22 protein-coding genes and 1 pseudogene are annotated in these 21,919 nt (G+C 59.7%); 12 read left to right on the top strand and 11 right to left on the bottom strand.

Annotated features, from left to right (window positions below):
- Positions 1 to 18: 18 nt before the first annotated feature.
- Complete coding sequence (locus ACIQYF_RS15070; protein ID WP_402863085.1) at positions 19 to 909, bottom strand: LysR substrate-binding domain-containing protein; 891 nt, start codon at positions 907 to 909, stop codon at positions 19 to 21.
- A 135-nt stretch (positions 910 to 1,044) separates the two neighbouring features.
- Between ACIQYF_RS15070 and ACIQYF_RS15065 the strand changes: the two genes are divergently transcribed.
- From ACIQYF_RS15065 to ACIQYF_RS15055, 3 genes are read left to right on the top strand one after another with little or no spacing between them, the layout of a single operon-like run.
- The gene (locus ACIQYF_RS15065; RefSeq protein WP_402863082.1) at positions 1,045 to 1,743 is read left to right on the top strand and encodes a CoA transferase subunit A; all 699 of its coding nucleotides are present in this window, start codon (positions 1,045 to 1,047) and stop codon (positions 1,741 to 1,743) included.
- A 49-nt stretch (positions 1,744 to 1,792) separates the two neighbouring features.
- Positions 1,793 to 2,452 carry a CoA transferase subunit B gene (locus ACIQYF_RS15060; protein ID WP_402863079.1) on the top strand — a complete coding sequence of 220 codons (660 nt, stop codon included), beginning with the start codon at positions 1,793 to 1,795 and terminating at the stop codon, positions 2,450 to 2,452.
- 26 nt (positions 2,453 to 2,478) lie between these two features.
- Entirely contained in the window at positions 2,479 to 3,660 is a 1,182-nt protein-coding gene (locus ACIQYF_RS15055; protein ID WP_402863076.1) for an acetyl-CoA C-acetyltransferase, read from the top strand.
- Positions 3,661 to 4,201: 541 nt separating this feature from the next.
- Here ACIQYF_RS15055 and ACIQYF_RS15050 read toward each other — a convergent pair.
- Positions 4,202 to 4,699, bottom strand: coding sequence for a DUF1543 domain-containing protein (locus ACIQYF_RS15050; protein WP_402863073.1), 498 nt, complete (start codon positions 4,697 to 4,699; stop codon positions 4,202 to 4,204).
- A 184-nt stretch (positions 4,700 to 4,883) separates the two neighbouring features.
- Between ACIQYF_RS15050 and ACIQYF_RS15045 the strand changes: the two are divergent.
- Positions 4,884 to 5,186: pseudogene (locus ACIQYF_RS15045) on the top strand (aldo/keto reductase); the annotation flags it as partial.
- A 166-nt stretch (positions 5,187 to 5,352) separates the two neighbouring features.
- Here ACIQYF_RS15045 and ACIQYF_RS15040 read toward each other — a convergent pair.
- The 4 genes from ACIQYF_RS15040 to ACIQYF_RS15025 all read right to left on the bottom strand — a co-directional run bounded on the left by ACIQYF_RS15040 (position 5,353) and on the right by ACIQYF_RS15025 (position 9,281).
- Positions 5,353 to 6,678 carry an MFS transporter gene (locus ACIQYF_RS15040; RefSeq protein ID WP_402863070.1) on the bottom strand — a complete coding sequence of 442 codons (1,326 nt, stop codon included), beginning with the start codon at positions 6,676 to 6,678 and terminating at the stop codon, positions 5,353 to 5,355.
- A gap of 68 nt (positions 6,679 to 6,746) precedes the next feature.
- Positions 6,747 to 7,679, bottom strand: coding sequence for a 3-keto-5-aminohexanoate cleavage protein (locus ACIQYF_RS15035; RefSeq protein ID WP_402863067.1), 933 nt, complete (start codon positions 7,677 to 7,679; stop codon positions 6,747 to 6,749).
- 94 nt (positions 7,680 to 7,773) lie between these two features.
- Positions 7,774 to 8,562, bottom strand: a complete 789-nt coding sequence (locus ACIQYF_RS15030) for an SDR family oxidoreductase (RefSeq protein WP_402863064.1) — start codon at positions 8,560 to 8,562, stop codon at positions 7,774 to 7,776.
- Positions 8,559 to 9,281, bottom strand: a complete 723-nt coding sequence (locus tag ACIQYF_RS15025; RefSeq protein ID WP_402863061.1) for a GntR family transcriptional regulator — start codon at positions 9,279 to 9,281, stop codon at positions 8,559 to 8,561. The genes ACIQYF_RS15030 and ACIQYF_RS15025 overlap by 4 nt, the downstream gene beginning before the upstream one ends.
- Positions 9,282 to 9,504: 223 nt before the next feature.
- Between ACIQYF_RS15025 and ACIQYF_RS15020 the strand changes: the two genes are divergently transcribed.
- Together ACIQYF_RS15020 and ACIQYF_RS15015 are read left to right on the top strand one after the other, a co-directional pair.
- Positions 9,505 to 9,651, top strand: a complete 147-nt coding sequence (locus tag ACIQYF_RS15020; RefSeq protein WP_402863058.1) for a hypothetical protein — start codon at positions 9,505 to 9,507, stop codon at positions 9,649 to 9,651.
- Complete coding sequence (locus ACIQYF_RS15015; protein ID WP_402863055.1) at positions 9,652 to 9,798, top strand: hypothetical protein; 147 nt, start codon at positions 9,652 to 9,654, stop codon at positions 9,796 to 9,798. It abuts the gene before it with no gap.
- 72 nt (positions 9,799 to 9,870) lie between these two features.
- Here ACIQYF_RS15015 and ACIQYF_RS15010 read toward each other — a convergent pair whose 3' ends face one another.
- The 4 genes from ACIQYF_RS15010 to mdlC form a co-directional block, all read right to left on the bottom strand.
- The gene (locus ACIQYF_RS15010) at positions 9,871 to 10,038 is read right to left on the bottom strand and encodes a hypothetical protein (protein WP_402863052.1); all 168 of its coding nucleotides are present in this window, start codon (positions 10,036 to 10,038) and stop codon (positions 9,871 to 9,873) included.
- Between the two features lie 189 nt (positions 10,039 to 10,227).
- A complete protein-coding gene (locus ACIQYF_RS15005; RefSeq protein ID WP_402863049.1) occupies positions 10,228 to 11,691 on the bottom strand; it encodes an aldehyde dehydrogenase family protein in 1,464 nt (487 codons plus the stop codon).
- Positions 11,692 to 11,711: 20 nt separating this feature from the next.
- Positions 11,712 to 13,052: an MFS transporter gene (locus tag ACIQYF_RS15000; RefSeq protein WP_402863046.1), complete on the bottom strand. Its 1,341-nt coding sequence runs from the start codon at positions 13,050 to 13,052 to the stop codon at positions 11,712 to 11,714.
- 79 nt (positions 13,053 to 13,131) lie between these two features.
- Entirely contained in the window at positions 13,132 to 14,718 is a 1,587-nt protein-coding gene (mdlC, locus tag ACIQYF_RS14995; RefSeq protein WP_402863043.1) for a benzoylformate decarboxylase, read from the bottom strand.
- A gap of 124 nt (positions 14,719 to 14,842) precedes the next feature.
- Here mdlC and ACIQYF_RS14990 point away from each other — a divergent pair, with 124 nt between their 5' ends.
- Both ACIQYF_RS14990 and ACIQYF_RS14985 read left to right on the top strand, forming a co-directional pair.
- Positions 14,843 to 15,739 (top strand): LysR family transcriptional regulator, encoded by an 897-nt coding sequence (locus tag ACIQYF_RS14990; protein WP_402863040.1) that lies wholly within the window; start codon positions 14,843 to 14,845, stop codon positions 15,737 to 15,739.
- Positions 15,740 to 16,034: 295 nt separating this feature from the next.
- Positions 16,035 to 16,673, top strand: coding sequence for a LysE family translocator (locus ACIQYF_RS14985; protein WP_402863037.1), 639 nt, complete (start codon positions 16,035 to 16,037; stop codon positions 16,671 to 16,673).
- Here the strand turns inward: ACIQYF_RS14985 and glcC are convergent.
- Positions 16,670 to 17,437 (bottom strand): transcriptional regulator GlcC, encoded by a 768-nt coding sequence (gene glcC, locus ACIQYF_RS14980; protein ID WP_402863034.1) that lies wholly within the window; start codon positions 17,435 to 17,437, stop codon positions 16,670 to 16,672. The two genes, ACIQYF_RS14985 and glcC, sit on opposite strands and share 4 nt — an antisense overlap.
- 235 nt (positions 17,438 to 17,672) lie before the next feature.
- Here glcC and glcD point away from each other — a divergent pair, with 235 nt between their 5' ends.
- The 4 genes from glcD to ACIQYF_RS14960 are packed head-to-tail and all read left to right on the top strand — an operon-like array spanning position 17,673 to position 21,890.
- A complete protein-coding gene (glcD, locus tag ACIQYF_RS14975) occupies positions 17,673 to 19,172 on the top strand; it encodes a glycolate oxidase subunit GlcD (protein ID WP_402863031.1) in 1,500 nt (499 codons plus the stop codon).
- The gene (gene glcE, locus ACIQYF_RS14970; protein WP_402863028.1) at positions 19,172 to 20,236 is read left to right on the top strand and encodes a glycolate oxidase subunit GlcE; all 1,065 of its coding nucleotides are present in this window, start codon (positions 19,172 to 19,174) and stop codon (positions 20,234 to 20,236) included. Before glcD ends, glcE begins: the two co-directional genes overlap by 1 nt.
- Positions 20,237 to 20,239: 3 nt before the next feature.
- Positions 20,240 to 21,460: a glycolate oxidase subunit GlcF gene (gene glcF / locus ACIQYF_RS14965; protein WP_402863025.1), complete on the top strand. Its 1,221-nt coding sequence runs from the start codon at positions 20,240 to 20,242 to the stop codon at positions 21,458 to 21,460.
- A gap of 28 nt (positions 21,461 to 21,488) precedes the next feature.
- Entirely contained in the window at positions 21,489 to 21,890 is a 402-nt protein-coding gene (locus ACIQYF_RS14960) for a heme-binding protein (protein WP_402863022.1), read from the top strand.
- The last annotated feature ends 29 nt before the right edge of the window (positions 21,891 to 21,919 follow it).

The following is a 21,919-nucleotide window of genomic DNA, read 5'->3' as shown; positions in this document are numbered from 1 at the left end:
AAACACACAAGCTCGCCCCTACACGATCACACGCCACTCATCCTGCAGGCTATCAAACATGGCCTGCGCTGCCGCCGATAACTCATGCCCCGGTTTAGTCAGCACGCCCATTGCCCGCTCCACTATCGGTTCGTGCAAGGTGATGCAATGCGCCCCCAATTCGCGCATCTGTCTGACGCACAAGGCCGGAACCACGCTCACCCCCAGCCCGCTGGCGACCATGCGCCCGACGGTGGCCAATTGATGACTCTCGAATTCCACCGGCAATTTCATGTGCCGCGCCTGCAAGTGCTCTTCCAGCAGCACGCGCACCGCAGACGGCCGTTGCAGCGTAATGAATGGCTGTTCGAGCAGCGTTTTCCAGTCGATGATCGAAAGCCCCGCCAACCCAGAGTCGGCTGGCACCACGGCTACAAAACGGTCCATGTACAGCGCAGTAAAGGTCAGTGACGAACCCGGTGCTGGCTCAAACGCTACACCCAACTCCACCTGCCGCTCACGGACCATTTCCAGCACTTGCTCGTTGATCACGTCATTAACCGTGACATTGAGTTTGGGGTAGCGCACGCGAAAATTTTTGAGGATGGGCGGCAACAGGTTGCAGGCAAACGAGGGAATTGCCGCCAATGTCACGCGGCCACGCTGCAACGTGAACAATTGACGCATTTCATCGTCAACGTTGTCCCAGTCAGCCACCAATCGCCGGGCCCGAGGCAGCAACGCCTCACCTTCCGGGGTCAGTGCGACGTTGCGCGTGGTGCGGGTAAACAAGCGCCCGCCCAGGCCTTCTTCCAATGCCTTGATGGTCAGGCTCAAGGCCGACTGCGATAAATGCAGGCGCTCGCAGGCCACGGCGAAGCTCAGGCTTTGCGCTACCGCCAAAAAAGCGCGAATCTGTTTCACGGTCATGGGCAGGGTCTCCCGTTAAATTGTTTCGATTTATCTATTAATCAACCTTAAAAATCAACTTAACAAATCAATCCAGCGGAGTGACACTCGCTGCATACGGCTAACCACCACTCTCCAAGAATAAAAGAGGTGCATATGGCAGGTTTTGATAAACGCGTCGCGTCCTACGAGGAAGCGCTGGCCGGGCTTGAAGATGGCATGACTGTGATTTCGGGCGGCTTCGGCCTGTGCGGGATCCCGGAAAATCTGATCAACGAGATCAAACGCAAAGGCACCCGCGACTTGACTGTGGTGTCGAACAACTGTGGCGTGGATGGATTTGGCCTGGGCATCCTGCTCGAAGACCGCCAGATCAGCAAAGTCGTCGCCTCGTATGTCGGTGAAAACGCGCTCTTCGAAAAGCAGTTGCTCAGCGGCGAAATTGAAGTCGTGCTCACCCCGCAAGGCACGCTGGCCGAAAAAATGCGCGCCGGCGGTGCAGGCATCCCGGCGTTCTTTACCGCTACGGGTGTGGGTACGCCCGTGGCAGAAGGCAAGGAAACCCGCGAATTCAAAGGCCGTACCTACCTGATGGAAGAATCCATCACGGGTGACTTCGCCATCGTCAAAGGCTGGAAAGCCGACCATTTCGGTAACGTGATCTACCGCCACACCGCGCAGAACTTCAACCCGCTGGCGGCCACAGCGGGCAAGATCACCGTGGTTGAAGTCGAAGAAATTGTCGAGCCCGGCGAGTTGGACCCGGCGCAGATCCACACCCCTGGCATCTACGTCGACCGGATCATTTGCGGCACGTTTGAAAAACGTATCGAACAGCTCACTGAGCGCCCTTGATCCCCTGCCACCCGCCTTAAGCTCTTGATTCAGAGCACGGAGAACAATAATGGCTCTTACCCGCGAACAAATGGCTCAGCGCGTCGCCCGCGAAATGCAAGACGGCTTCTATGTGAACCTCGGCATCGGCATCCCGACCCTGGTCGCCAACTACATCCCTGAAGGCATGGAAGTCATGCTGCAATCGGAAAACGGTCTGCTCGGCATGGGGCCTTTTCCGCGTGTGGGCGAAGCTGACGCCGACATGATCAACGCTGGCAAGCAAACCGTCACCGCCCGCACTGGCGCGTCGATTTTCTCTTCCGCCGAGTCATTCGCAATGATTCGCGGCGGCCACATTGACCTCACCGTGCTCGGCGCGTTTGAAGTCGATGTGCATGGCAACATCGCCTCCTGGATGATCCCCGGCAAACTGGTCAAGGGCATGGGCGGCGCGATGGATCTGGTGGCCGGCGCCGAGAACATCATCGTCACCATGACCCACGCCTCCAAAGATGGCGAGTCGAAACTGCTGTCGCGTTGCAGCTTGCCGTTGACCGGCGCCGGGTGTATCAAGCGTGTGCTGACCGATCTGGCCTATCTGGAAATCGAGGACGGCGCGTTCATCCTCAAAGAGCGGGCGCCCGGCGTCAGCGTTGAAGAAATCGTCAGCAAAACTGCCGGCAAGTTGATCGTTCCAGACCACGTTCCGGAAATGCAATTCGCCTGAACCGCCACTTTTAAAGGAGAAATGTGATGCAAGAAGTCGTCATTGTCGCCGCCACGCGCACAGCCGTTGGCAGTTTTCAGGGCTCGCTGGCCAACATTCCAGCGACGGAACTCGGCGCCGCGGTCATTCGTCAACTGCTGGAAAAAACCGGCCTCAAGGGCGAGCAGATTGATGAAGTGATCCTGGGTCAGGTGCTGACCGCAGGGTGCGGGCAGAACCCCGCGCGTCAAGCGTCGATCCTCGCCGGCCTGCCTCACGCCGTACCGGCACTGACCTTGAACAAACTGTGCGGTTCGGGCCTCAAGGCGCTGCATCTGGCGACCCAGGCGATTCGTTGCGGCGATGCCGAGGTGATTATCGCCGGTGGCATGGAAAGCATGAGCCTGGCGCCGTACGTGCTGCCAGCCGCCCGTACGGGTTTGCGCATGGGCAACGCCAAACTGCTCGACAGCATGTTGCACGACGGCTTGATGGACGCATTCAATGACTACCACATGGGTATCACGGCCGAGAACCTGGTGGACAAATACCACCTGACCCGTGAACAGCAGGACGCCTTCGCCGCCGCCTCGCAACAGAAAGCCATGGCGGCCATCGAAGCCGGTCGTTTTGCTGACGAAATCACCCCGATCCTGATTCCCCAGCGCAAAGGCGACCCAGTGACATTCAAGGTCGACGAACAACCGCGTGACGGCATCACCGCCGAGTCCTTGAGCAAACTCAAGCCGGCCTTCAAAAAAGACGGTAGCGTCACTGCTGGCAACTCCTCCACCCTTAATGACGGCGCCGCCGCCGTGGTGCTGATGAGCGCCGACAAGGCCAAAGCCCTGGGCCTGCCAGTGTTGGCCCGAATCGCCGGTTACGCCAACGCCGGTGTCGACCCGGCAATCATGGGTATCGGCCCCGTTTCGGCAACCCGCACCTGCTTGAAAAAAGCCGGCTGGAGCCTCGGCGACCTGGACCTGATCGAAGCCAACGAAGCCTTCGCAGCGCAAGCACTGGCGGTGAGCACAGAGCTGGAATGGGACATGGACAAGGTCAACGTCAATGGCGGCGCCATTGCCTTGGGCCACCCGATTGGAGCATCAGGTTGCCGCGTGCTGGTGACATTGCTGCACGAAATGATCAAGCGTGACGCCAAGAAAGGCCTCGCCACCTTGTGCATCGGCGGCGGTCAGGGCGTGGCCCTGGCAATCGAACGCGACTAAAAAGGTTCAAACAGCTCGCGTACGGATCCACGACATCTGCATGCGAGCTGGCAACACACCCGGCGCGGCACAGAGGCTAACTCTGGGTCACGCCGGGTTTTTTATGCCTGAACCGCCAGAAAATCGCTCATGGCCGCCCCCCGTGCATCGAACACCAGCGCGATGGGACGTCAGCCGGCGCTGGCAGCACACCCCGCGTAGCCCTCACCCGCACAGATCCAGGTAGAGGTGTAACTGAACACCTGGCCCGACATCGACGCAGTGCAAGGCCCTGGGACAATGAGCAATGAAAACGGCTGGCCCTGATCTTTGCCGGTGTATTTCAGGCTACCGGTCGAAACCGCCTGCTGCGCGATGAGTGGTTAGCCCTGCAGGTTCTGCGTGGAAGTCATGTGCTGACTGCATGCCGTCAATAACAGCGGTAAAAAGACTGCCGCGAGGCGCGCGAATACAGGCTTGTGCACTTCAGCCGTTCGATCAACTGATCATAATCGTCCAAAGTCATGACTCGGCGTCTGAACATTGAGTGGGCCTTGGTGGGTTAACGCGGGATCACAATGTAATCGTTATTCTGGATCACACCCTGATGCGCACCCTCGACCAGATGGATGTAGCGTCCACCGACCTGATCAATCGGTAAGCAGTCATCCACATCCATCAGTGCGTCGGTGTGGGACTGTTTCCAGTGCGCCAGCATGTGTTGCTTGCCCTTGGACTTGGCTTGACGCGTGTCGTTGGCAACCACCAGCACATAATGATGCGCCTCGCCGAAAGCATGCGCTTCATAGCCGCCAAGGTTGATGAAGTACAAACGCGGCGTGCCGGGCGCAGGGGCCAGTGGGCTCAGTTCGACTTTCCAGCGTTCGACGCCGTCAACGCGCATCCATGAATCGATATGCAAACCTGAAGGGTTGCCAAACCAGCCTTCCCGCAGCTGTGGATAGGCCGCTTCCAGGCTGTCAGCAATGGCAAACACCACGTCATGCACTTCGATTTTGGCTCTGGGATGCTTGCCCCCCAACATGACAACAAACAGCATTTCACCCCTCCAGACAGGCACAACCAAAGCGCTATATTACTTGGCTGCACGCCTGCGGCAAGGACGCTCTCAACACCTCGGCTATCGAGTTCCCCTGCGAGGCCCAGACCTCAGCGACGCGTGATGGTTTACACCCACCGTTGCCGGTAGCGCTCTCGCACTTCAATCCAGGCTACTCGCCGCGCCACTGGGTGAAGGCGTACGTGCCATCGTCGACTTAATCAAGCAAGGCAAACTGGGACATTTCGGGGTCTCGAACTTCCGTGGCTGGCGCACCGCCGAAGCGGAGCAGATCCCGGCGGCCAATCATTTCGGTCTTGGCGTTGTCACCTACAGCCCGTTGGCCCGTGGTGTGCTGACGGGCAAGGACCAGCCCGATGTAAAGCCGGACGCCGACTCGCGGGTTGGGCGCAGCAACAAGCGCGTGCTGGAAACCGAATGGCGGCCTGAGTCGCTGGTGGTGGCCCAGCGCATTCAGGAACACCTGAGCGCTGGGCTATACACCCGGGTCATCCGGTTGAAGGCCGAACGCCTCGTTAACCCTCCATCCTTCACTTAACAACTGCACACGACCCACGGTAGGAGCGATCTTCTGATCTTTTAAAGATCAGAAGATCGCGAGCAAGCTCGTTCCTGCTGGGTCTGTTTTCGCGTTACGCGCCTTCTGTGGCAGGTTGACCCGCGACGCTTTTGGGCCTTGCCGACTCTTGCCCCTGACGCAAGCGCAGCGCCGCCAATGCGGCTACCACCAGCACCACGGCGATCACTTTCAAACCATTCATGGCATTGCCGGTGCTCATTTCAATGGCGCCCATGACCGACGGCCCGACAAACCCGCCCAGCAGTCCGCACGCGTTGACGAAGCCCAGGCCACCGGCCAATGCCACGCCTTTGAGCCGTGAAGCCGGATACAGAAAGATGATCGACTGCACCACGAAGAACATCACCGCCGACAGGCAGAAACCCATCAGGCTGAACACCGGCCCGGACACCGCGGCAATGCCTAGCCCTGCCGCCATGGTCAGCAAACCTGCGACCAACATACTCCGGGCTCCTCGCGCGGTGGTTGCATAACGCGGCAAGAACACCGCACCCACTGCCGCTGCTATCCACGGCAAGGAGGTCAGCAACCCAACGCTCATGGTGCTCATTTCGCCGTAGCGGCTGATGATACTCGGCAGAAAGAAGATCACCGTGTAGACCGTAATCTGATGGCAAAAATAGACAAAAATGGCCAGCAAGATCTGCGGCGTCAGGCACTGTTTGATCGAGTGTCCACCCTTGCCCGCCCCCTCTTCAGTTTCTCGCGCAATGCGCTGTTCAATGCCCTGTGCCTCTTCGGCCGAGAGCCACGGTGCCTTGCTTGGACGGTCTGGCAATTTGCGCCAGACGACCCAGGCAAACGCCACAGCTGGCAGGCCTTCGAGCATGAACATCCACTGCCAGCCGTGCCAGCCCAGCATGCCGTCCATGCGCATCAATGCCGCGCCCAGCGGGCCGCCAATGATGTTGGCAAAGCACACACCCAGCAGAAAGTAACCGGTCGCTCGCGCCCGTTGTTCACGGTTGAACCAATAGGTCAGGTACAACATCACACCGGGGAACAGACCCGCTTCGGCAATGCCCAGCAACAGGCGCAAGACATAGAACGAAGTCTCACCCTGAACAAAGGCCATCGCCGCCGAGATCAGCCCCCAGGTCACCATGATCCGGGCGATCCAGAAGCGCGCGCCGACCTTGTGCATGATCAGGTTGCTGGGTATTTCCGACAGTGAATAGGTCAGGAAAAACAGCCCCGCACCCAGGCCATAAGCCGCCGCAGAAATACCCAGGTCAACGTCCAACTGGTGCTTGGCCAGGGCAATGTTGGTGCGATCGAGAAAGCTCAATACGTAAGCGGCAATCAACAACGGCATCAATTTGACGAACATCAGTTTGTTCAGCACTCGCTCATCGCGGGGTGCGGCTTGACTACGCATGGTGTTATCCCTTTTTTGTTGTTGTGCGGGATGGGCATGGCCGCGCGGTGACGCGGCCTGCTCGCGGCTTAGAAATTGACGTTGTAACGGCCCTTGAGATCAAGAATCTCTCGCGCTTCGTCCGGGGTTGCCACCCGCCCGCCTAACGCCTCAATCACCGTTCGGATACGCCGTACCTGATCGGCATTGGAGGCTGCGAGTTTGCCGGGGCCATCCCACAGCGAGTCCTCAAGCCCGACCCGGGCGTTGCTGCCCATTGAAAGGCCCATGGTTGCCAGTGGGATTTGTCCGCGTCCGGCACCCAGGATCGACCATACGTAATCTTCGCCAAACAGGCGGTCAGCGGTGCGACGCATGTGGGCCAAGTCTTCAGGGTGGCCGCCAATGCCGCCTCGCAGGCCAAAGACCGACTGGATAAACAGCGGCGGTTTGATCAGTCCGCGCTCCATGAAGTGGGCGGCGGTGTAGAGGTGGCCAATGTCATAGCACTCGACTTCAAACCGGGTGCGGTTTGCCGCGCATGAATTAAGAATGTGGGCAATGTCGCGGAAGGTATTACGGAAGATTCGGTCGTCGCTCTCTTCCAGATACGGGCGCTCCCAATCGTGCTTGAACTCGGTAAAGCGATTGAGCATTTCGTACAGGCCGAAGTTCATCGAGCCCATGTTCAGCGAAGCCAGCTCGGGCTGGAATTGCAGCACCGGTTGCAGGCGTTCCTCGACGCCCATGGTCGGCGCGCCGCCGGTGGTGAGGTTGATCACGACGTCGCTGGCCGCCTTGATCTGCGGTAGAAACTCAGCAAACAGCGCCGGGTCCTGGCTGGGACGACCGTCGATAGGGTCACGGGCATGCAAATGGACAATCGCGGCGCCGGCTTCGGCAGCCCCAATCGCAGCATCGGCAATTTCTTGTGCGGTAATAGGCAGATACGGCGACATCGAAGGCGTGTGGATAGCCCCGGTAACGGCGCAGGTGATGATGACAGGACGTTTTTTGGACATGACGATTCTCCGACTTTTATTCTTATGAAAAAAAATCCCGGGTGTTTCGGTGTGTGCGTCGTTGGCGACCAGCGCCGGGTATTACATCAGCGGCTTACAGGTACTCGACGTTACCGTCGACACTGATTGCCTGGCCGGTCACATTGCGCGCGGCGGGTGAACAGAGGAACAACGCCATAGCCGCCACGTCTTCGGCGCTGACCATGCGTTTAAGGGAAATTTTGTTGAGGTATTGCTGGCGCATCTCGGCTTCTGGCACGCCGACCTGCTCGGCGCGGGCGCGGATCACGCCGTCCATGCGTGGCCCTTCGACAATGCCGGGCAACAAGGCGTTGACCCGAATATCACTTTCGCCCAACTCCGATGCCAGCGACTTCATGAGGCCGATAATTGCCCATTTGGTGGCCGCATAAGGCGTGCGCCAGGCATAGCCGAGACGACCCGCCACCGACGCGATATGCAGCAAATGGCCATGTGGCGACTCTTTGAGTAACGGCACAGCATGGTGCGCGAAGCGATATTGCGCCGTGAGGTTGATATTGATGGTGGCCTGCCAGTCAGCATCGCTGATGGCGTCAATCCCCCCGGTAGGCCCGGCGATCCCGGCGTTATTCACCAGTACATCGAGGCCACCAAAATGCTCACGCTGAACCTTGAAAACCGCCTCGATCTGCGCCGCGTCACTGACATCGGCACGGGTAGCAACCGTGCCCGGATATTTATCGCGGAACGCCGCCAAGGCAGGCTCGCTCACATCGCACACATGCACCTGAGCACCGGCCTCCAGATAAGCCGCCGCCAATACTTCACCGATCCCGGCAGCCCCACCAGAAATCAGGACACGTAAGCCGGGATAAGGCTGCAACCGTTGTAAGACACTCATGCACGTTTTCCTCCAGAAACAGACGACCGCGAAGGGCCGTTCTTGACGAGCAGACGCGCCAGTGAATCGGCGGCCTGCATGATGTCATCGGTCACTGCGGCGCGAGCACCGGCGCCATCGCGGGCGGTCAACGCCTCAACGATGCGGGTGTGGGCTTCCATCGAGCGCTGCAGGTGAGCTTTATCGGGGGCGACCAGGGCAAAACAGGGGCCCATGTGCAGCCAGAAATTTTCCACGGCAGCCATGGTCAACTCGGCTCGGGCCACTGCATAGATGCGGCGGTGAAAAGCGAAGTTGGTCCACAGATAACGGGATACATCCACTTGATCTGCCGCGGCTTGCATTTGCTGGCACAGATCGGAAATTTCAGCGAGGTCGTTTTTTTCCAGCAGCAGAACTGCCTTCTCGGCCAACAAGCCTTCGAGAGCAACCCGTGCATCACGAATTTCGCGCAGGCGCTCGACCGTCATCAGGCGAACGCGAAGACGCGAAGTTTCAGTGACTTCAAAGGCGTTTTCGGCGCTGAGGCGTTGCAGGGCTTCACGTACGGGCATGGGACTGGAGCCGAGGGCTTCGGCCAGACCACGGATGGTCAGCTTTTGGCCCGGCTGAAAGCGGCCACTCATCAAGGCTTCGCGGATTTGCCGGTACACCTGATCTTGCAGGGTATCGCGAGAAACCTGGCGCAAAGCTGGGAGCGGTACTGGGCCGTGTGTCATGAGTCAAACCTGAGTTGTCGTTCTTATGGCCCTCAATATGTGATCACAAATCAAATATGTCAAATAGTTTCCTGTCGCAGGAAAAACCGAACGCTTACATCGCACATCGAAAATACCTACTCGGTCATCACCACCGTGAACCCGTTGCGTTATCAAGCGCGGTGCTGAGCACTGTGGGTTGCCCCCTTCGCCCTGCTCGCGGTCGGAGCTAAACAACTGGGCGATGTCGACACCCAGTACACGGGTGGGGGCTGGTGGGGTGGCGCTGTATGGCGTGGCCACCCGCGATCAAAGCTTCGATGAGCTGAACCCAATGGCCAGCCAGCAGGAATCCGGGGCCAGTCATCGGTTGCTGGGGGTCTTGCTGTAGGTGTCGTACCACATCGTTGCCGGGGTGCTGATACTGGCGATCATGGGTGGCGCAATAGTGGGTTTGCTGAGGGTGGTGATGAGCTTGGTGGGCCAGGTGTATCCGCTGTTCGGTTACGGGGGGGTGCTGCGATTGGCGCCGTGGTGATCGGCGGGATCAGGGCACGCCGACTCGTGACCGCCTGACCGTTTAGCCCACTGCGCAGCGGGTAGAAAATCCTTATTTTTTGCCCGCTGTTCTAAATAAAGGCAAGGCCAGAAACAGCAGCCCGCCCCCTAGAAGACTGGTGCCAAAACTGGCATGCCCGGCAACGATCATCCCCAGCCCCGCAACAATCCCCGCGCAGCCGACGATTCGAATATTTTTGTCTGGTGATTTCAGTTCCATTCTTCAAGCACTCCCTTTGCGATTGCCACACAGCCTAGCAAAAGATAATGCTGCCTCGCCAGAGCATGGGCGTCGGCGCTATTGGCGCAGATGGCTTGTCAGCCATTGCCGGCAGGCCCTAACGGCCCGCCTGGGAAAGGTTGCAAAAAAGGCCCGGCGTGGCCGGGCGTCAATCAGTCAGCTAGCGCGTCAAAACGGGTATTGACGCGGCGTGTGTTGCACGCTGATCCAGTGATCACGGGTGAATTCGTCGATGGCCCAGTCGCCATTGAAACGACCCAGGCCCGAGTTCTTCTCTCCGCCAAACGGAGCGTTGGCTTCGTCGTTAACCGCGATGTCGTTAACGTGAGTCATGCCTGCTCGAACCTGCCGAGCAAAGTTCACCGCACGCTCCAGGTTGGTGCTGAACACCGCACTCGAAAGGCCGAATTCACTGGCGTTAGCCAGCTCCAGGGCATGGGCCTCGTCACGTGCGCGGATTAGCCCCACCAGTGGGCCAAAAATTTCGTTGCGCGCCAAGTCCATGTCGACCGTCACTTCGCCATACACATGCGGTGCCAGCACGTTGCCATGGCAGGGGCCCTCGTAAAGCGGCTCAGCGCCCTGCGTACGGGCCAGCTGGATTTTTTCATGCAGCCCCTGTAGTTGACGGGCGTTGATCACAGGGCCAATCACCGTGTCTTGCGCGTTCGGGTCTCCGACCTTGAGCCCCTTGACCCGCGCCACAAAACGCTCGGCAAACGCCGAATACAGGCGGTCGTCGATGATGATGCGATTGACCGCCATGCAGATCTGGCCCTGATGCAAAAACTTGCCAAACACCGCCGCATTCACTGCTTGCTCAAGGTCCGCATCCGCCAAGATCACAAAGGGGCTGTTGCCGCCCAGCTCCAAAGCCACGTGTTTGAGGTGCTCCCCGCCACTGGCGATAGCGCCGATACCTCGGCCTACCGGGGTCGATCCGGTAAAGGTGATGAGCGACGGCACCGGATGTTCGACAAAGGCATCACCAATCTCACTGCCCGCCCCGACGACCACGCTCAGCACCCCGGCGGGCAACCCGGCTTCTTCGAAGATCCGCGCCAGCAAAAGACCACCACACACTGGGGTATCGCTGGCCGGTTTGATCACCACGGCATTGCCCAACGCCAGCGCCGGTGCAATGGAGCGCTGAGTCAGATGCAGGGGGAAATTCCATGGACTGATGACCCCGACCACGCCGAGGGCGCTGCGATAAACCCGGCTTTCTTTGCCCGGCACATCGGACTCCACAATGCGCCCATGGACACGGGCCGGAAACGACGCTGACTCCAGAGCGATGGCGCGCGCAGCGCCCCACTCCAACTGTGCTTTGAGCCGGGTACTGCCGGACTCGCGGATCAGCCAGTCGATGATTTCTTCACGCCGCTGGTCGAACACCGCAACCACCCGATGCAATACCGCCGCCCGTGCTGACGGACCGAGTGCCGCCCACTGCGGCTGCACGTCGGCGGCCTTGCGGTAGGCCGCATCCAAGTCCTCGCGGTTGGCTTGGGCAATCTCCAGCACACACGTGTCGTCGAACGGGTTCGTCACTCGCAGCGTTTTACCGCCTGCGCCGCTGCGCCACTCTCCAGCAATCGGTTGCAGATGAAAGTCGCTGTAATGGGTCATGTCATGCTCCTTGAAAAGATTCAGTGGCTGTTTTTGGCTGCCACTTCGGGCTGGCCAATGGAAGGCTGGGGACGAACCTGAATGCACACGATCGCCAGGGCACCTATAACTCCGGGCAGCGCGAACGCCAGAAAGTTCTGTTGGAATGGCAACTCAAGGGCCAACAGGCTGCCACCCAGCATCGGCCCGGCAATCGCGCCAAGCCGGCCAATGCCGGCCGCCCAGCCCACCCCGGTAGAACGAATATGCGCCGGGTATGAAATGGACGCGTAAGCATGGATCACCGCCAGAGTGCCGATGGTGGTGGCGCCAGCGATCAGTAACAGGACGTTGAGCAGCACCGGGCCAGGTTTGAGGCCGAGCGCGGCCAGTGACAGTGCGGCCAACACGAAAAACAGTGCCAACGTGCGTTGCACACCCAGACGGTCGGCCAGCCAGCCGCCGAACAGCGCGCCAAAGGTGGCCCCAATGTTGAGGGTGACCAGAAACGCCAGACTCGACCCTAACGGATAGCCACCGTGGGCCATGAGCTTGGGCAGCCAGGTGTTAAGCCCGTAGCTCATCAGCATGCACATCGCAAATGCCACCCACAGCAGCAAGGTTGCCAGTGCCTGGCCCTTGCTGAACAACTGCGGTAAACGCGCACCACGGGTCTGTTTGTCACTGACCGGCAAGCTCAACTCAGTGCCCGGGCGGTAGGCAGGATCGACTTTGACCAGCAGTTGGTCGAGTTCACCTCGCCGCCCCTTGAGCGCCAGAAACGCCGCCGACTCAGGCAGGTAGCGCCACATAAAAGGCACCGCCAGCACAGGCAGTACCGCCACGTAGAACACCGCCTGCCAGCCCCACTGCGGGATCACCGCAATCGCCAGCAACGCCGAAAGCACCGCGCCTACCGAGTAGAAGCTCGACATCACGGTGATCATGGTGCTGCGCCGCCCTTCGGGAGCGAATTCGCTGATCAGGTTAATGGCACTCGGCACCAGTGCGCCCAAGGCCAATCCGGTGACCAGACGGCAAGCGCCCAGCTCGAATGGGGTGGTCGCATGCCCCGTGAGAAACGCCGCCAGACTGGCCAACAAGGTGGTGAGGATAATCAGCTTGCGGCGCCCGAAGCGGTCGGCCAAAGGTGCGAGCAGAGTACCGCCAAACAACATGCCGAACAGCGCGCAACTGCCCAAGGTCCCGGCTTCAATCGCGGTGAGTTGCCATTCCTGCATCAGCTGCGGCACGACCGAGCCGTAGATCACCATGTCGTAGCCATCGAACAGCATGATGAAGCAGCCCCACATCAGAATCAGCAAATGGGTGCGATTAAAAGGCGCAGCGTCGATCACTTCGCTGACGGAAGTCTTGTTCATAACCACCTCTTTTTTATTGTTGTTGTAGTGCCGCGTCAGGCCTGTTCAGCAGCATCGTGCCCGGGCCTGACGCCAAGCCTCAGGGTTCGATGGTAAGCGTCGGCACCTCGATCAAGACCGGGCGCTGCCCCGCCAGGGCTTCACGCAATGCCTGCGCAAACTGCTGCGCGGTATTAGCCTGCACAGCGTGTACGCCGTAGCCCTGAGCAATCGCGCAAAAATCCAGACCTGGCACATCCAGCCCCGGCGCGTCGCTCACGTTCAGTACATCGGCAAACCAGCGCAAGGCGCCGTACGTGCCATTTTTAAGGATGATAAAGACCACGGGGATGCCGTACTGCGCAGCGGTCCACAGGGCCGTAATGCCATAGTTGGCCGAACCGTCACCAATGATTCCCACGACGCGTCGCTCGGGGGTTGCCAACTGCACACCGACCGCCGCGGGTAGGCCAAAACCCAAGCCACCGGCCGCCGGAAAGAAGTAACTGCCCGGCTCACGCATTTCGACTCGCTGCCAAAACGCCCCCACTGTGGAGGTAGATTCTTTGACGTAGATGGCATCTTTAGGCGCCAGTTGATCGATCAGATCGAACACGGTTTCGGGGCGCAGCAAGCCACCCTCCTCGACCACTGTCTGCGGGCGTGGCAACGCCTCTGGCATCGCTCGGGTACTGGTGTGAACAGTGTCCACCAATGCTTCTAGGGTCAGGGCAATATCAGCCACCAGCGCATCGCCCATGGGTGCGCGCGCCGCTTCACCCGGATCACAGGTGATATGCACCAGCTCAGTACCGGCTGGCAGGTAATCGCCGGGGGCGAATTGGTGGTAACGAAACACCGGCGCGCCCACCACTAAAATCAAATCATGCTCGGCCAAGATACGACTGATACCGGCAATTGCCGCTGGCAACACGCCCCTGAAGCACGGATGACGCGTCGGGAAAGGGCACCGCGACGCCGAAGGTGCAACCCACGCAGGCATTCGCAGCTTTTCGGCCAATTGCACGGCCAAGGCATTGCTGCAACTGCCATCCACATCCGGTCCAAGCACCAGCACCGGGCTACGTGCTGACGACAGGCGCTGAGCCAGTTGCTGCAACTGTGCCGTTGAGGGCAGGCCAGCGCTGATCACCTGGCGCCGCGCCAAATGCTCGACCCCAGGCGGGGCTTCGCAGGCCCAGTCATCGTAAGGAATAGACACATACACCGGCCCGCGCGGGGCCATGCTGGCCATATGAATCGCCTGACTCAAGGCCCGTGGCACGTCTTGCGCACAGGCCGGTTCGTGACTCCACTTCACCAGAGGCTTGGGCAACTGGGCGGCATCTACGTTAGCCAACATCGCTTCGACGCCGATCATTGAGCGCACTTGCTGACCAGCAGTGATCACCAGCGGGCTGTGGGAGTACCAGGCATTGGTTAGCGCGCCCATGCCGTTGCCGGTACCGGCCGCCGCATGCAGGTTCACGAAGGTTGGTTTGCCCGTGGCCAGGGCAAAGCCATCCGCCATGCCGACCACCGCGCCTTCGTGCAGGCCGAGAATGTAGGTGAAGTCTTCGGGAAAACCTTTAAGAAATGGCAGCTCATTAGAACCGGGATTACCAAAAATGGTGGTCAGGCCTTGCTCGCGCAAAATGTCGTAGGACGCAGAGTGAACAGTTTTCATGGGGACCCTTGCCGCTGTTTTTAGACGTTGAGTTACTTTTGCAGCTGTCAGGCAATTGATCAAATCGATACTATCTCTAACAAAAATAAGCACTATCTATATCGATACCGCAGTGCGAGGCACCATGAGCCACATCGACCTGAACCTGATCCGCACCTTCATCACCCTGTACGAAGCCCGCAGCGTGACCTTGGCTGCCGAACGCCTGTTCGTCACTCAACCTTCGGTCAGCTACGGTTTGGCCCGCCTGCGCGAGTTGTTCGATGACAAACTGTTCAGCCGCACTCGAGACGGTATCCAGCCGACCTTTGTTGCCGAACAGTTGTACCCCACATTGCGTGATTGCCTGACCCGCATCGAAGGTGCAGTGCAAAGCACCCGCCAGTTTGACCCGGCCACGACTGAACGCCGCTTTCGCATCGCCCTTTCCGACCTTGGCGAGATGGGATTTTTACCGTTGATTCTGGCGCGCCTGAACCGCGACGCGCCGTTGGCTGAAGTCGAGGTCTTGCCGCTGCAGGTCGATCAAGTAGGTGAGTGGCTGGCCAGCGCCAAGATCGATGCCGCCATATGCCGTCATCCCGTGTCCGGCACTCACAACCAAGTGCTGATGAACGAGCGTTACGCCTGCTTGCTGAGTGCCAGCCATCCCCGTATCAAGCGGCACCTCAACCTGGAGCAATTTCTTGCCGAACGGCACGTCACCGTAACGCGCACCACCGGCCACGGCAGTGTTGAAGATGTTTTGAAAAGCATGAATGTAGAACGTCGGATCAGCCTGCATGTGCCGCATTTTTCAGTGCTGCCCAAGATCTTGCCGGGCACAGATCTGCTGGCCGTGTTACCCGCGCAAATAGCCAAACTGTTCATTAATGAGGGCGGTTTGCAGATGCTGGAACTGCCGTTCCAGGTGCCCGAGTTCGATGTCTCGCTGCACTGGAACCCCAACAGTGACAGCTCAGCAGCGTTGCGCTGGTTTTGCGCAACCATCGCCGATGCCATCATCAGCGGGCAGGTTTGACCCTGATTGGAGTAACCAGCAAACGGTCTGCGCAACCGTTTTCAACGGCCGCCATCAGACGCCAGATCATCGACCAGCCCAAGTCAGAAGAGCGGCGTTACTCAAAGCTTGTTGGAAGCAACCAAACTACGCTTCTCGCGCCTTGCCCTGCCCCACGTGGGCTTTCGTCGCGGCGGCAATGAAATGGGCCTGGAGGCACGGAAGACAAAAAATCCCGGCTCACTCGCATTGACAGTCTTGCAAACTATGAGAGGCTTGCCTGCCCTGCTGCTTGAGTCTTCCGGAGATTTTCCCGTTGGTTTCAATAAATGATTGGCTCAGCTTCACCTTTATTGCCCTGCTCGTGACGCTCACCCCTGGACCCGCGGTCATCATGTCGCTGTCCAATTCCGTCAGCTACGGCCCGTTGCGTGCCATGATCGGCTCGCTTGGCAACGCGATCGGGCTGCTGATTATTGCCTCGGCAACCAGTGCCGGGCTGGGCGCGCTGCTAATAGCGTCGGCCACGGCCTTTTTGGTGCTGAAAGTCGCAGGTGCCAGCTACCTCATCTACCTGGGCGTTAAGCAATGGCGCAGCCGTAATCGCGCTTTCGATAACGTGCAGGCAGCTACCTCGCAAAGCCTGTCGGCCTGGAAGCTGTTCAGCAAAGGGTTTTCGGTGGCGATTACCAACCCCAAGGCCATTCTTTTCTTCGCCGCATTCCTGCCTCAGTTCATTCAGGGCGGTGACTCCAGCATGACCTACCTGGCCGTGCTGATTGTCACGTTCGCCGGCTGTTCAATTGTCGCGCATGGGTTTTACGCCCTGCTGGCTCAAACGTTAAAGGGCTACCTGTCGTCTCCTGGACGCGCAAAAGCACTTAACCGTTTGTTTGGGGTTTCGTTTATCGGATTGGGCGTAAGCCTGCTGACGATCCGCGGCAAAGTTGCCTAAGTCCGCCCCTCAAGTCGCAACGTAGCCCGTACCAGTCGCTGCTCCTCGTTTTCAATTTCTTTGAGGTTTTCGCAAATGCTCTGGATGTGCGCGATAGCGGCTTTACGCGCCTGCTCCGGCAGGCGTCCGGTCACGGCGTTGTAAAGCCGCGCATGCTGACGGTCGATTTGGCGTTTCTGCGGTTCGCGGTGGTACAGGTTGTTGACCGAGGCAAACACCGTGTTGAGCAGCAAGTCGGTCAGCGAACGCAGGGTTTGCACCAGCACCGGATTGTGCGAGGCCTCGCAAATGGCCAGATGAAAGGCATGATCGAGGCGGGCATGCTCGCACGCTGGTAGCGATCGGCTGTGAGCAGCAAGCAGGGCGTGATAACTGCGGGTGATCAGTACAAAATCGGCGTCAGTGCCGCGCAATGCCGCCAGACGCGCTGACTCCCCTTCCAACAGGCTGCGAACCTCGAACAGATCATAGAGTGTGCGTGGCTGAGAGTTGAACAAGTGCATCAGTGGCGACGCGCCCGCATGGCCTGAAAGGTCGGCCACAAAAGACCCTTTGCCCTGTTCGGTGTTGATGATGCCGCGAGCCCGCAGCAACTTGAGCCCCTCACGAAGCGCAGTGCGCGAGACACCGAGTTTTTCGGTCAAACGGCGTTCCGAGGGCAGCACTTGCCCAGTCTTGAGAACGCCATCTACGATCAGGCGCTCAATGCGCTCGCTCACCACGTCGGCCACTTGCGGCTGGCGGGTCGATTCTGCATTTTGCATGAAGCTCTCCAACAGGTATGACCCGCCAGGCCACCCGTATCAGTTCGACTCAGATGCAAACTCAAGCCGTTGTTTTATTGATTATTTTTATTAAAAACAAAAAATCAGCAGGTCAGAAACTGGTTCGACCAGTTTAATAACCCATGGACAGTAGAACGCCTCAGGCCAATGATGCAAGTCAGCTGCATCCGGCAACGGACCTCTAATAAAAATAACTGAGCGTCGCCTACCGCCTATGAACATTCTCTACGACGAACGCGTTGACGGGATTCTGCCCACCGTCGACAAAAGCGCCCTGCTGCTGGCCCTGCAAACGCAGGTGCCGGACCTGAAAATCCTGCATGAACCCGAAGAGCTAAAGCCTTACGAGTGCGATGGCCTCTCGGCGTATCGCACCACGCCCATGCTGGTGGTGTTGCCGCACCACATCGACCAGGTCCAGAGTGTGCTGCGGCTGTGCCATGAACGCCAAGTGCCGGTGGTCGCACGTGGCGCGGGCACGGGCTTGTCCGGGGGGGCATTGCCGCTGGAGAAAGGCCTGCTGCTGGTGATGGCGCGCTTCAATAACATCCTCGACATCGACCCGGCCGCACGCACCGCACGGGTTCAGCCGGGGGTGCGCAACCTGGCGATTTCCCAGGCCGCAGCGCCGCTCGGTCTGTACTACGCGCCGGACCCTTCGTCGCAGATTGCCTGTTCAATTGGCGGCAACGTGGCCGAAAACGCCGGAGGTGTGCACTGCCTGAAATACGGCCTGACCGTGCACAACGTGCTCAAGGTCGACATTTTGACCGTCGACGGCGAACACCTGACCCTGGGCTCTGATGCCCTCGATTCGCCAGGGCTGGACCTGTTGGCGCTGTTCACCGGCTCCGAAGGCATGCTGGGGGTCATCACCGAAGTCACGGTCAAACTGTTGCCCAAACCACAAACCGCCAAGGTACTGCTGGCGGCGTTTGACTCCGTCGAAAAGGCCGGGCGTGCGGTCGGTGACATTATTGGCGCCGGGATCATTCCGGGGGGGCTGGAGATGATGGATAACCTGGCGATTCGCGCCGCCGAAGACTTTATCCACGCGGGCTATCCGGTCGAGGCCGAAGCCATTTTGCTGTGCGAGCTCGATGGCGTTGAGGCTGACGTACACGATGACTGCGAGCGCGTACGCCAGGTGCTGGAAAGGGCCGGGGCCACCGAGGTTCGCCAGGCCCGCGATGAAGCCGAACGCGTGCGTTTTTGGGCCGGGCGCAAAAATGCGTTTCCTGCGGTGGGTCGCCTCTCGCCGGACTATTACTGCATGGACGGCACCATTCCACGCCGCGAGCTGCCCGGCGTACTGCGCGCGATCAGCGCCTTGTCCGCCGAATATGACTTGCGCGTGGCTAACGTTTTTCACGCGGGTGACGGCAACATGCACCCGCTGATCCTGTTCGATGCCAATCAACCCGGCGAACTGGATCGCGCCGAAGCACTGGGCGCCAAGATCCTCGAGTTGTGCGTCAAGGTCGGTGGCAGCATTACTGGCGAACACGGCGTGGGCCGCGAGAAAATCAACCAGATGTGCGCGCAGTTTAATCGCGATGAGTTAACGCTGTTTCATGCCGTAAAAGCCGCGTTTGACCCCAGCGGGCTGCTCAATCCGGGCAAGAACATCCCCACCCTGCACCGCTGCGCCGAGTTTGGCGCGATGCACGTCCACATGGGTCAGATGCCCTTCCCTGAACTGGAGCGTTTCTGATGCGCAACCCACTCGATATCGACAACAGCACTGCGCTGCTGGAGCAGGTCAATCAGGCCCTTAACAGCGCTACGCCACTGCGTATTCAGGGCGCCAACAGCAAGGCATTTCTGGGGCGCCCGGTGGCCGCAGATGTACTCGACACCCGCGCCCACCGGGGCATCGTCAGCTACGACCCGACCGAACTGGTGATCACTGCCCGTTGCGGCACGCCCTTGACCGAGTTACGCGAAGTGCTGGACGCCGCGCAACAAATGCTGCCCTGCGAGCCGCCGGGCTTTGGGGTTGGCGCCACAGTCGGCGGTATGATCGCCAGCGGGCTGTCCGGGCCACGCCGCCCATGGGCCGGGGCCGTTCGCGATTACATACTGGGGACCCGCGTGATCACCGGCCACGGCAAGCATTTGCGCTTTGGCGGTGAGGTGATAAAAAATGTCGCGGGTTACGACCTGTCGCGTTTGATGGCCGCCAGTTATGGCGCGCTGGGCATCATCACTGAAGTGTCGCTTAAAGTCCTGCCCAAGCCGCGCCAGTGCTTGAGCATCAGCCTGGAGATCGACACCGATCGCGCCCTGCTGCGCCTCGCAGAATGGGGCCAGCAGCCGCTGCCGATCAGCGCCGCCTGCCACGATGGGCAGCGCCTGCACCTGCGACTTGAAGGGGGCGAAGGTTCGGTGGCCGCCGCCCATGACCGACTGGGCGGCGAGTTGCTCGACGCTTCGTACTGGGCTGACCTGAATGAGCAACGCTTGAGTTTCTTTGAGCAAGAGCCGCCCCTTTGGCGCCTGTCCTTGCCCAACAACACCCCGCCTTTGTCACTGCCGGGGCAACAATTGATTGATTGGGGCGGCGCTCAGCGCTGGCTCAAATCCGATGCCGAAGCAGCCTATATCCGCCGAGTCGTCGAAGCAGTCGGCGGGCACGTGACCTGCTACCGACACGGCCTGATCGACAGCCCGTTCCAACCGTTGCCAGACGCCCTGATGCGCTACCACCGCAACCTTAAGCAACAACTCGATCCCAAGGGCATCTTCAACCCCGGGCGCCTGTACGCGGAGCTTTGAGCCATGCAAACCACCCTGAGCCAACACGCCCGCCAGCTGCCACGCGCCGAAGAAGCCGAGCGCATTCTGCGCTCGTGCGTGCACTGCGGTTTTTGCAATGCTACCTGCCCGACTTACCAATTGCTTGGCGATGAGCTGGACGGCCCGCGAGGCCGTATTTACCTGATCAAGCAAGTGCTGGAGGGCAATGAAGTCACGCAAAAAACCCAGCAGCATCTGGACCGCTGCCTGTCGTGCCGCAACTGCGAAACCACCTGCCCTTCGGGCGTCGATTATCACAATTTGCTAGACATTGGTCGGGCGGTGGTTGATGCGGCGGTTACGCGCCCTCTCGGCCAACGCCTGTTGCGTGGGGGGTTGCGCGCTGTGGTGCCCAGCGCTGGGCTGTTCAAAGGGCTGGTCGGCAGTGGCCAGATGCTCCGCGCGTTGCTGCCCAACACCTTGCAATCCAAATTGCCGCACGCCGTACCGCCTGCCAAGGCACGCCCCACCCGCCGCCATGCCCGGCATGTATTGATGCTCGAAGGCTGCGTGCAACCGAGCCTGTCACCCAACACCAACGCAGCCACCGCACGGGTGCTGGATCGACTGGGGATCAGCGTCACCTCAAGCCGTGAAGCCGGTTGTTGCGGTGCCGTGGATTACCACCTTGACGCGCAGGCGGCGGGCCTTGACCGGGCCCGACGCAACATCGACGCCTGGTGGCCAAGCATTGAACAAGGCGCCGAAGCGATTGTGCAAACAGCCAGTGGCTGTGGCGCCTTTATCAAAGAATACGGGCACTTGCTCAGCACCGATCCGGCGTATGCCGACAAGGCCAAAACGGTCAGTGCGCTGGCCAAGGATCTGGTTGAAGTGTTGCGCAACGAGCCGCTGGAAACACTCGGCGCCCACGCCAGTCAGCGGCTGGCGTTCCATTGTCCGTGCACCTTGCAGCACGCACAAAAACTTGGGGGTGCGGTGGAGTCGATTTTGACTCGTCTGGGGTTTAGCCTCACAAGCGTTGCCGACAGCCATCTGTGCTGTGGCTCGGCAGGCACCTACTCATTGACCCAACCCGAACTGTCCCGGCAACTGCGCGACAACAAACTGAACGCGCTGGAGAACGGAGATCCTGACATCATTGTCACGGCCAATATCGGCTGTCAGTCACACCTCAACAGTGCGGGTCGAACCCAAGTGCTGCACTGGATCGAGCTGGTCGAAGCGGCATTACCCCACTGAACAGACCCACTGAAGACTGGAGAACCCCATGAAAAGCAAAGCCGTACTGAGCCAGACCGAAGTCCAGCAAATCCTCGCCGCCGCTCGCGCTGAAGCTCAGCACAATCAGTGGGCAGTCAGCATCGCGATCGTCGACGACGGTGGCCACCCTTTGGCGCTTGAACGACTCGATGGTTGCGCCCCGATCAGCGCCTACATCGCCACCGAAAAGGCCCGCACCTCAGCCCTGGGTCGGCGCGAGTCCAAAGGCTACGAAGAAATGGTCAATGGCGGGCGCCAGGCCTTTTTGTCGGCGCCGCTGCTGACCTCCCTTGAAGGTGGCGTGCCGATCATTTTCGACGGCCAGGTGATCGGCGCGATTGGCGTGTCCGGTGTGACCTCCGCGCAGGATGCCCAAGTGGCCAAAATGGGCGCGCAGAGCCTCAATTGACCAGAACGGATGGAGACAGCAAGTGACTG

The sequence above is a fragment of the Pseudomonas sp. NPDC096917 genome (assembly GCF_044762555.1).
Classification (GTDB): domain Bacteria; phylum Pseudomonadota; class Gammaproteobacteria; order Pseudomonadales; family Pseudomonadaceae; genus Aquipseudomonas.
The sequence above is the reverse complement of the archived record's forward strand: the minus strand, read 5'-3'. Positions and strand labels throughout refer to the sequence as shown.

Bases quoted from the DNA above. Each gene is read 5' to 3' on its own strand.
- ACIQYF_RS15010 (WP_402863052.1), bottom strand. From the start codon at position 10,038: ATGGAACTGAAATCACCAGACAAAAATATTCGAATCGTCGGCTGCGCG.
- ACIQYF_RS15065 (WP_402863082.1), top strand. From the start codon at position 1,045: ATGGCAGGTTTTGATAAACGCGTCGCGTCCTACGAGGAAGCGCTGGCC.
- ACIQYF_RS15050 (WP_402863073.1), bottom strand. From the start codon at position 4,699: ATGCTGTTTGTTGTCATGTTGGGGGGCAAGCATCCCAGAGCCAAAATC.
- ACIQYF_RS15060 (WP_402863079.1), top strand. From the start codon at position 1,793: ATGGCTCTTACCCGCGAACAAATGGCTCAGCGCGTCGCCCGCGAAATG.
- ACIQYF_RS15040 (WP_402863070.1), bottom strand. From the start codon at position 6,678: ATGCGTAGTCAAGCCGCACCCCGCGATGAGCGAGTGCTGAACAAACTG.
- glcF (WP_402863025.1), top strand. From the start codon at position 20,240: ATGCAAACCACCCTGAGCCAACACGCCCGCCAGCTGCCACGCGCCGAA.
- glcE (WP_402863028.1), top strand. From the start codon at position 19,172: ATGCGCAACCCACTCGATATCGACAACAGCACTGCGCTGCTGGAGCAG.
- ACIQYF_RS15005 (WP_402863049.1), bottom strand. From the start codon at position 11,691: ATGACCCATTACAGCGACTTTCATCTGCAACCGATTGCTGGAGAGTGG.
- ACIQYF_RS15025 (WP_402863061.1), bottom strand. From the start codon at position 9,281: ATGACACACGGCCCAGTACCGCTCCCAGCTTTGCGCCAGGTTTCTCGC.
- ACIQYF_RS15035 (WP_402863067.1), bottom strand. From the start codon at position 7,679: ATGTCCAAAAAACGTCCTGTCATCATCACCTGCGCCGTTACCGGGGCT.
- ACIQYF_RS15000 (WP_402863046.1), bottom strand. From the start codon at position 13,052: ATGAACAAGACTTCCGTCAGCGAAGTGATCGACGCTGCGCCTTTTAAT.
- ACIQYF_RS15020 (WP_402863058.1), top strand. From the start codon at position 9,505: ATGTCGACACCCAGTACACGGGTGGGGGCTGGTGGGGTGGCGCTGTAT.
- ACIQYF_RS14960 (WP_402863022.1), top strand. From the start codon at position 21,489: ATGAAAAGCAAAGCCGTACTGAGCCAGACCGAAGTCCAGCAAATCCTC.
- ACIQYF_RS14990 (WP_402863040.1), top strand. From the start codon at position 14,843: ATGAGCCACATCGACCTGAACCTGATCCGCACCTTCATCACCCTGTAC.
- ACIQYF_RS15070 (WP_402863085.1), bottom strand. From the start codon at position 909: ATGACCGTGAAACAGATTCGCGCTTTTTTGGCGGTAGCGCAAAGCCTG.
- mdlC (WP_402863043.1), bottom strand. From the start codon at position 14,718: ATGAAAACTGTTCACTCTGCGTCCTACGACATTTTGCGCGAGCAAGGC.
- ACIQYF_RS15055 (WP_402863076.1), top strand. From the start codon at position 2,479: ATGCAAGAAGTCGTCATTGTCGCCGCCACGCGCACAGCCGTTGGCAGT.
- ACIQYF_RS15030 (WP_402863064.1), bottom strand. From the start codon at position 8,562: ATGAGTGTCTTACAACGGTTGCAGCCTTATCCCGGCTTACGTGTCCTG.
- glcD (WP_402863031.1), top strand. From the start codon at position 17,673: ATGAACATTCTCTACGACGAACGCGTTGACGGGATTCTGCCCACCGTC.
- glcC (WP_402863034.1), bottom strand. From the start codon at position 17,437: ATGCAAAATGCAGAATCGACCCGCCAGCCGCAAGTGGCCGACGTGGTG.